4 protein-coding genes are annotated in these 9,169 nt (G+C 68.2%); 2 read left to right on the top strand and 2 right to left on the bottom strand.

Going from position 1 to position 9,169, the window contains the following annotated elements; translation table 11 throughout:
* Both B7L92_RS32265 and B7L92_RS32260 read left to right on the top strand, forming a co-directional pair.
* On the top strand, positions 1–600 hold a 600-nt coding region (locus B7L92_RS32265), incomplete at its 5' end, for a helix-turn-helix domain-containing protein (RefSeq protein WP_081240839.1).
* Positions 597–803 carry a DUF397 domain-containing protein gene (locus B7L92_RS32260; RefSeq protein ID WP_081240838.1) on the top strand — a complete coding sequence of 69 codons (207 nt, stop codon included), beginning with the start codon at positions 597–599 and terminating at the stop codon, positions 801–803. The genes B7L92_RS32265 and B7L92_RS32260, both read left to right, overlap by 4 nt.
* A gap of 114 nt (positions 804–917) precedes the next feature.
* On the opposite strand, the gene B7L92_RS32255 is transcribed toward B7L92_RS32260, so the two are convergent.
* Positions 918–6,017 (bottom strand): restriction endonuclease, encoded by a 5,100-nt coding sequence (locus tag B7L92_RS32255; protein ID WP_081240837.1) that lies wholly within the window; start codon positions 6,015–6,017, stop codon positions 918–920.
* Positions 6,018–6,042: 25 nt separating this feature from the next.
* Complete coding sequence (locus B7L92_RS32250) at positions 6,043–8,940, bottom strand: DEAD/DEAH box helicase (protein ID WP_081240836.1); 2,898 nt, start codon at positions 8,938–8,940, stop codon at positions 6,043–6,045.
* Positions 8,941–9,169 lie beyond the last annotated feature (229 nt).

The raw sequence follows: 9,169 nt of genomic DNA, 5'->3' as shown, positions 1-9,169 counted from the left end.
GGGCAACAGTTGCGGCTGCTGCGGACGAGCCGGGGGCTGACGCGGGCGGAGTTGGGTGCGAAGCTCAGTTACGGCGAGGACATGGTCGCGTCGGTGGAACTGGGGCGGCGCATCCCNNTGTTGCAGACCGAGGAGTACGCGCGGGTGGTGTTCGAAATGTGGCGCCCCCTCCTGGACGAGGAGACTGTGAACCAGCGTGTAGCCGCCCGGCTGGCTCGCCAGGAGTTGTTCTCACGCAGGCCCATGCCGACGATCAGCTTCGTCATCGAGGAGAGCACGCTGTGTCGGCCACTGGGCGGGAGCGCGGTGATGCGGGCTCAGTTGGAGCAGATCCTCCTCTACGGCCAGCAGCGCAACGTCGAGATCCAGGTCATGCCGACCGACCGCCGCCAACATGCCGGAATGGGCGGGCCGTTCACCTTGATGGAGACGAGCAAGGCGCAGAGGATCGCCTATGTGGAGGTGAACGAGCACAGTCACCTCTACAGTGAGCGGCCGGTGGTTCGGGGGTACGAGGAGCGGTACGGCATCCTGCGAGCACAGGGCCTCACGCCCTCGGAGTCACTGACCTTCGTTCAGAAGCTGTTGGGAGACCTATGAACACGGAAGACGCGAGCCTTCAGCCCCGCTCGGAGTTGCGCTGGTTCACGAGTAGCTACAGCAGCGGCGCGGGCGGCGAGTGCGTTGAGGTCGCTGTGGAAGCTACCGCTGTGCACGTGCGTGACTCGAAGCAGGTAGTGCAGGGCGGGCCTGTGCTGAAGATCGGCTCAGGGGCATGGGCAGCGTTGCTTGAGGCGATGTGAACTCGTTGCTGCCGTAAGTTGCCCGCTTGATGGCTAGAGGCGAAACTGTACGGCGGTCGCGATGGTCGGCACTTCTCAGGGGGAAGCGCCGGCCATCGCTATGAGGAATGGTGCTCAGGCCCCAGGTCCCCCAGGCGGAGTCCAGCGCCCGGCGGCGATCTCCTTGTCCAAGCGAGCTTGGAAGTGTGCGTGCGCGGCGCGCATCTCGGCCTCACGGTTGGCCTTGTAGAAAGGTGAAGTATAGCCCTCTGGCGGCGGTGTGGCTTTTGGGCTTTCCAGGTGGGCAATGAGGTTCACGTAGTCTGTCTTTGCCTGGCTGACCCCCTGTGTGTGGAATGCCTTTGCGATCTTGCGACCCTTGGCGTCGAAGTACATTTCTGACTCGTATTCATACAGAACGGCGTAGCGGCCGGTGTAGATCGCTGTGAGCTGATCGGCGGTGATCCCGAGCCAGACAGCGACAAGCGCATCTAGTTCAACGAGGGCGGCCCGGCGCTCGTACTCCGTGCGGAGAGGTGTGTCGTACTCCCAGGTGGGCTTGAGGTCCGCAGCTAGGGGATTGAGGTTCGGCCAGTCGGGGTTGGCCCAGTTTTCATAGCCTGGCCAAGTTCGGTCGTACAGCTTTCTCCAAAGGGGAGCGTAAGCACTGGTCAGGGCGTTGAGACGGAGAGTGCGGAGAAGGAGAGCGGAGGCCAGAGGGTGCTTGGGTGTAGGTGCGGGCATTTTCTTGGTCTCTGCCACATCGAGGTGACCGCGACCAGTAATGCGCATCAGGTAGTCAAGAGGAAGGGCGGCCCAGAAGCCAGCTGTGAGTGCTGTCATCGTGTCGTCCATGAATGCCATGCTTCGGACAGCATGGATATGGGCTGGCCCAGGTGGAAAGAGGGCTCCAAACAGACTGCGCTCATTGGCCGGCGGGACCATTTCGCGCCATGCGAGGCGGAAGTACTCCGTGTAGGGAAGGTCGTCCCAGCGATCCTGCTCGGCGAGGTACCTCTCTGTGGAGCAGGCGCGGACGTAGTTGGTGTGGGGCACGGCGTCGGGAGATAGCGTTACCAAATCCCAGGAGCTGTAGTCTTTATTGCTTTTGCAGGGAATATTGGGTTGCTTATTAAAGGGGGCTGCGACGCCGAAGTGGGGCCCCTGAAGGATGACATCGGAAAAGTTTTGGGGAGCTGAAGATTCCCAACGAATGAATCCCTCCTTCTTGCCGCCCGCTTCGTCAAAACCCCTCGTGATGAAGGGGTCGTATCCGCCGACGCGAACTTGCACGGAAGAGAGTGAAGCGATTGCTCCTTCTTCGTATGTCGTGACTGGATACAAGAGGGCAGCTTGTGTGTCTGGGATTCCTTCGTCCCCAGCCAAGCGGTTCCATTCTGTGAGGCGCTCTGAGTCTACATGTACAAGGCGTGCACGATGCGGGCGGAGGTCCCAATCTCCCTGGAATTTTAGGCCAGGAACTGAACCCTTGCCGTCATGTTTCAGTGACCCGACAAGCGTTTCAGGGGCGTACAGCCAGGCTGCCTGGACAAAGGAGACAGGGTGCGGTGTCCCATAGATGTGGATTCCGAACTCCACGTGATTATCAACTTCGGAGAATAGTTGCTGCCTGCGCTGGTTGACGAAGTGGGCATGTACGCGAAGGTGCTGATAGGCGGCCTCGCGCAACGGCCCCTCTTTGACGCCACTGAAATGGCTGTCAGGATGAAGGAGTCCCGCCATTCCTTTCGTGCCTGTGTTGGTCCAGGTGCGGGTCATGAAAGCGCGATAGAGATCCGGCTGAGTTCCGGCAAGCAGCGGATATGTCGTGGCCTTGCCGAGCATTGATACCATGCCGACATTCGAGGTCAGTTCAGTGAGAAAGTACCTTAGGTGTCGCTCTCTTGCTCCGAGTGTCTCTTCCTTCCGGAGTCGCCATTCAGTGATGCTGGGTTTCTCCGCCAACATGAACCATGGCTCGATTTCGGCAAGCACTGTGTTTTCGAGCCAACGAGGCTGAACCCATGGGGGGTTGCCGATTTGCAGGTCATATCCCCCACTGGCAAAGACCTGTCCGAACTCCAATTCCCAGTGAAAGAAACCCTGCCGTTCCGCCACGTCCCGAGCGACCCCTGCCCACGGATACCGCGACTCCAGCGAGGTGAACCGCTCCATGCCCATCCACTCGGGCAACTCGTCCTCGTACCGCTCCAGTTCGTCCAGCGTGTCGAACTGGGCCACCAGCGAGTCCGCGGCCACGTCCTGCGTGCCCAGCAGCGACTCGGCGAAGTCCAGCCAGTCGTCCAGTGAGGCCAACGGAATCACCGGGCGGCGCTCGCCTCGGATCTGCCCCTTGCGGCTGCCGCCCCGCGCGCCCTTCGCCTTGACCTCGACGACCTGGACGTCACCGAACAGATCCTCCGACTCATACGTCTCCCGCGCGGGCGCACCCGACTGGGCCGGGACCGGGGATGGGGCCGCCGACACGGTCCACCCCGCCGACTGCGAGGCGACCTCCGCCGCCCGCGCGTACGACTCATGCGAACCGTCCAACAGCGCAGCTTCCTGCACCGGCCAGAACCACAGCGCGCACCACGCGTCCATCAGCGTCTTCAGACGCCAGTACGGGGTGTCGACCGCCTCCAGGTCGGCCTTGACCTTCTCCCTCGGGACCGCGACCTCGGGCGAGCGCAGCCAGCCGTCCTCCGCGCCCCAGACGTCGATGCGCCGCGAGATCTCCCGCTCGGAGATCTCCAGCCGGCGGACGACCAGCCCCCACAGGTACTCCGCCCGCCTCGCCAGCCCCTGAAGCCGCTTGGTCTGCGTGGCGTTGGGGGACTTGGTGATCGCCTTGCGCCAAGCGGCGAGCGCCTTTGCCTCCTCCGGGGCCAGTGCCTTGGCCTCCTTCTCGGCCGCGACCGCGCCCCACTCCTTCGCCGGGAGGAGGAAGTGGTGCACCGCGCCCTCGGGCAGCGGGGTGCCCGCAAGCGCTTCCGACAGCGGGAAGCGTTCCGGGGTCGTGCCCAGCCAGCCGCCCTTCTTCAGGCGCTCGGCGGAGTACACCTCCCTACGGCCGCCGATCAGGGAGTTGCCGCGCCGCAGGTGCAGGCCGAACCACGGGGCCTCCATGCCGGGGTGCATGGTGTTCAGCCACAGCGACACCTCCGCCAGCTCCACCGCCGTATTGTTGAGGTCCACGCCGTAGGAGTTGTGCAGGGCGATGTACGCCTTGGCCTTCTGGAGTTCGACCGCGTACTTCTCCGTGTCGATGGCGATGCCCAGCTCGTCCTGCCGGCGTCGCAGGTACTCCGCCGCGACCTGGTTGATCGCCTCGTTGAGGAACGCGCCCGAGCCGAGCGCCGGCTCGCAGATCTTCCAGTCCAGCATCTCGCGCGCCTCGGTGACCGTGTCGTCCTGGTCCAGGCGGTGCTGCAAGGCGAGTTGGACCGTCACCCGGGTCAGGGACTCCGGCGTGTAGTAGGAGGCCGAGGTCTGGCGGTCGCGGCCCGACAGGCGGTACACGAAGGCGCCCGGCGCGTACCGCACGCGCCGCTCCTCGCCCGTGTCCTCGTCCTTGTGCCGGACGAACACCCCGTCGGGGTACTCGTCCGCCTTGGTCGCCGGGACCAGCCAGGAGCCGTCCTTCGGGTCGCCGCTCTTCGCGACCTCGTACAGCTCCTCGCCCGCGACGAAGCCCGAGTAGGACATCAGGCCCTCGTACACGGCGCCGAGCTGGTTGATGCCGAGCTGGGCGTAGGAGATGAAGCCGCCGCGCTCGCGCTTCTTGCCGCGAGTCAGCATCAGCAGGCGTAGCACCCGGTACAGCGTCTCGTTGCGCAGGCGGGTGTCGATGAAGCGCTCCCCGCCGTCGGCATCGGCATCGGCACCGGCCTCGGTGTCGACGCGCGGGTCGGGGACGGCATCCCGGCCGATCAGCCGGATCGCGTCCGGTTCGAACAGCTTGGAGTGCAGCGGCTCGAACCGCAGGCCGATGTCCTCCGATGTCTTCGCGCCCACGGCGTCGGCCGCCTCCGCGTCCGCACCGTGGGTGCGGCGCGGGCGGTGGCCCTCCTGGACCTTGCGGAACAGCAGGTCCAGGGACTCGTAGAGGTAGAAGCCCTTGCGGGACTTCTCGTCGACCAGGTCGCGCTCGGCGATCAGTTCGCCCAGGCGGCCGAGGCCGTAGCCCTGCTGGTACTCGGGGTAGTCCGAGGGCAGGATGCCCAGTTCGGGGCGGGCCTCCGCGTACAGCAGGAACAGGATCCGGTACAGGTAGCGCAGGGACTCCCGCGTCAACTGGCGCCCAAGCTCGGGGAGTTCCTTGACCTCCTCCGGGCGCACGCCGGCCTCGCGGATCCGGTCCAGGACCTCGTTGGCGATCAGCTCGACGCTCAGCCGCAGGCCGTCGCGCAGTTCGCTGGAGACGCCCACCGCGTGCTTGGTCGACTTGTCGACGAGCGTGGCGAGGGGGTTCTCGCCGCCCTCCTCAGGCGTGCGCAGCGAGTCGGCGCCGAACAGGGCGGCCACCGTGTCGAGTTCGCCGCCCGCCTTGGTGTCGTTGCGTTCCAGCGCGGTGTCCAGCGACACCGCGAGGTAGCGGCCCTCGCCCCAGGCGGCCCGGTCGGCGAGGACGACGACACCGCCGACCAGCAGCAGCACGTAGCGCGGCGCGTCCTCGCAGGCGAACAGGAAGGAGGCGAGCTTGGAACCGGTGGTGAGGGTGTGCTGGCCGTCCAGGCGCAGCTCGTCCAGGAGGCGTCCGGCGCCGTCGGGGTCCAGGGCGTCGTCGGGCTCGGCGGACCAGCCGCAGTCCAGGGCGACGAGGTCCTTCTCCGAGTGGGCGACCGTCACCTCGTGGGACTGGTCGGCGCGGACGACGGTGAGCGTGCCCGGCTTGGCGTCGAAGCCGAGGGCGTGCAGCACCTCCGCGTTGAGCGCGCGGACGCGGTCGCGCCACTCGGGGGCGTCGTACGTCACGGCGTCGTCGCCGGTCGCCGCGTGCTCCTCGTCCATCGTGAAGTACGAGCGGGCAGCGAAGTAGGGGCGGCGCAGCGCCCGCAGGCCCGCGCGCGGAGTGACCGGCAAGGCGCCCTCGGGGCGCTCGGCGCCGGCGGCGTCCTCCTCGCGCTGCTTCCACTGGGCGAGCAGACCGGACTTGAGGTCCTTGGGGAGGACCTCGGCGAGGTAGTGCGCGGAGAAGTAGTCGCCGCGGTTGACCAGGGAGTCGAATGTCATCTTCGTGAACCTCTGCGGGATGCGGTCAGGCGGCGTGGGCGGTGGCGGGGGCCAGGACGGCCAGGACGCGCAGCATCGGGCGGCCGGTGGTGAGGAGGGAGTCCGCGAGGGAGGCGAGACGGTCGCGGGTGGCGGTGGGCGCGGAGCCTCCGCCCGCCGTCAGCGTCGGCTGCTCCCACGCGCCCAGGCGGGCCTTGTACTCCTCGATGGGGGCCCTGAGCGGTTCGTCCCACGCCTCGCGGTGCCGTTCCAGGAACGCCTCCGCGGTGTCCAGGACGCCGGGGATCGCCTCGGCGAGGCGGGTGGTGTCGTGGTCGAGGCCGGGGTTGGCCATCGTCGAGCCGACCTGGGCGCGGTGCAGGACCGCCACCATGTCGTCGTCGACCTCGCCGTCCGTGGTGACCGCCATCCACTTGACGACGGTCGGGCGGCCGAGGGCGTTGGAGTAGATGCCCTGGACGAGGTAGGTGGGCCGGGACACGTCGGCGGTCAGGACCGGCGCCTCCTGGCGGTCCAGGCGGACTAGGACCTTGTCCGTGAGCCACTCCATGACCGGGTGCAGGTCGGTCAGCAGGGAGATGTCGGGCCAGCTCGACGTCGCCGAGGCGCGGGCGCGCGTGAGGCTGCTGTCGGCGAGCCGCCGGTTGAAGGTGACCTTCAGGCGGTCGCGCAGGCCCTGCTCGCGGACGTAGTCCGGGGGCAGCGCCTTGAGGCGGTGGACCAGGTCGGAGGGCGGGACGAAGGAGAGCAGGCCGGTCTCGGGGTCGGTGGACAGGTCGAGCCGGTCGTGGGCGTCCGGGTAGACCTCGCGCAGCGCCTCGTCGAGGAACTCGCGGGCGGAGGCGAACAGTCGGGGCACGTGCGCCCTGGGCACCGTCCCGGTGCCGTCGCCGCCGCCCGCGTCGGAGGTGGCGGCGGCGTCCTCCTCCGGTTCGTCGTTCACGGCGCCGAAGAAGTCGGCGAGGAAGTCGTCCACGCCGTCACCGTCGTCGGCGCCGGACGTGCGGTCGGCGTCCAGGGACTCGTCCACGGTGCGGCCCCGCAGCAGGTCCTGGACGAGGGACTTCTCCTCGGCCTCCGCCCGGTACAGGCCCGACACCGCCTCCGCCGTGCCCAGCGCCTGGTGCGCCTGCGCCTCGCGCTCCAGCAGGCGCTCCGAGACGAGCGTGTCGTCCTTGGCGCCGTCGACGGAGCTGGTGAGGATCAGCGCCCGGAACTGCGGCTGGTGCGGCTGACCGTAGCGGTCGATGCGGCCGTTGCGCTGCTCGATGCGGATCAGCGACCAGGGCACGTCGTAGTGGACGAGCTGGTGGCACTGGCGGTGCAGGTTGACGCCCTCGGAGGCGACGTCGCCGGTGAACAGGATCCGCACGGGGGTGTCCGCGAGGCCGAAGTCCTCCACGCACTGCATCTGCTGCTCGTCGGACAGGCCGCCGTGCATGACCCGGGCCGCCTCCTGGGCGGCCTTCCCCTTGAAGCCGAGGGCGGCCGGCACGGTCCGCGCCAGCCACTCCAGGGTCTGCACCCGCTCGGAGAAGACCACGACCCGGGTGTCGGACTTCGGCCCGACGCCGATCTCCCGCAGCTGCTCCAGCAGGGCCCCGAACTTGCCCGAGTCCGCCTCCGTCATGTCCGACGCCAGCTCCAGGAGCCGGTGCAGGGCCGCGCGTTCGGCGGCCGTCGCCTCCGGGTCGTCCTTCTTCTCCAGCGTCTTGATGCGCGTGGTGACCGTGGCCTTCAGCGCCGCGTGGGAGGAGAGGAAGGACTTCAGCAGCGTGTACGGGAAGAGAGGGACGTCGCTGACCGACTTCGAGCCGTCGGACGGCAGCCAGACCGCCGCCAGCTCCTCGAAGACCTTCTCCTCGGCGGGCGTCGCCGCCACCCGGATCGAACGGGACGGGCCGCGGTCCGCCCACTGGCCCTTCATCTGCTCCCGCACCTCGGGGCTGACCTTGGTGCGGCGGATGAACAGGTGCTTGATGTCGTCGGCGCGGTAGTGCTCCGGGTCGCGGATCGCGGCCGGGTCGAGCAGCGAGATCAGCTCGGCGAAGGAGCGGGCGTCGCCGTTGTGCGGGGTCGCGGACGCCAGCAGCAGGGCGTCCGTGTGCGGGGCGAGGGTGCGGGCGAGCTGGTTGCGCAGGGAGCCCTTGTTGATGAGGTTGTGCGACTCGTCGATGACGACCGCGTCCCAGTTGATGCGCTCCAGGTGGTGCTTGTACTGGTCGGTGTTCTTCAGGGTGTCGATGGAGACGATGACCCGCTTGAAGTACGTGAACGGATTGCGGCCCGCGGGGATCTCCCGCTGGATCCGCTCGATGCCCACCGAGTCCAGCCGCACCAGCGGGATCGCGAACCGGGTCCACAGCTCGTGCTGGAACTGCTCCAGGACGTGCTGCGGGGTGACGACGAGGATGCGCTCGCCCCGGCCGCGGCGGATCAGCTCGGCCAGGGTGAGGCCGATCTCCAGGGTCTTGCCGAGGCCGACGACGTCCGCGATGAGCATGCGGGGGCGCAGGTTGCGGCCCGACAGGGCGAGTTGCGCGGGACGCTGCTGGTAGGGGAGGGAGTCCAGGAGGAAGGAGTCCGCGAGCGCCAGGCCCCGCTCGGCCTGCGGCAGCGGCGTCTTGCGCAGCACCGCCTCCAGGAACAGGCGGGAGCGGCGGAAGTTCGGCGAGTCGTCCCGCACCAGGCGGGTGCGCCTCGGGTCGAGCAGCTCGATCCGGTCCAGGGCGGTGAAGAACACCGCCTCCTGGTCGCGCACGAAGTCCGACGCGCCCACCGCTTCGACCCGGACCCCGTCGTGCTCGGTCCGCGTCGCGTTGCGCACCAGCCACACCTCGTCCCGTACGAGGATCTGGGCGCCCGGCGGGAAGAGGGCGTCCTCACCGCTCGGCGCGGGGGCGGTGCTCAAGTCGGCGGTCACGCGGGTGCCTCCTGGGCGGTCGTGTCGGTGGCCGGGCGCGTCCCGTGGCCGGTGGGGTCACCGGGCGGGACGCCTGGTCGGGGGAGTGGCCGGTCGCGCGGTGCGGCGCGGCGGGCCGGGCGGGGGTCTCAGAAGGGAGCCTTCGCCGCGTACGCGGCCCGCAGGCGCTCGGCCGTCCTGCGGGCCTGCACGGAGTGCCGCAGGGTGCGCGTCCCCTCCGCGGGCCGCC

Origin of the sequence: Streptomyces viridosporus (assembly GCF_002078235.1) — a bacterium.
Lineage (GTDB): Bacteria > Actinomycetota > Actinomycetes > Streptomycetales > Streptomycetaceae > Streptomyces > Streptomyces viridosporus.
The sequence above is the reverse complement of the archived record's forward strand: the minus strand, read 5'-3'. Positions and strand labels throughout refer to the sequence as shown.

What these genes read in the sequence shown, in the direction of transcription:
- B7L92_RS32255 (WP_081240837.1), bottom strand. Translation starts at nt 6,017, where the DNA reads ATGACATTCGACTCCCTGGTCAACCGCGGCGACTACTTCTCCGCGCAC.
- B7L92_RS32260 (WP_081240838.1), top strand. Translation starts at nt 597, where the DNA reads ATGAACACGGAAGACGCGAGCCTTCAGCCCCGCTCGGAGTTGCGCTGG.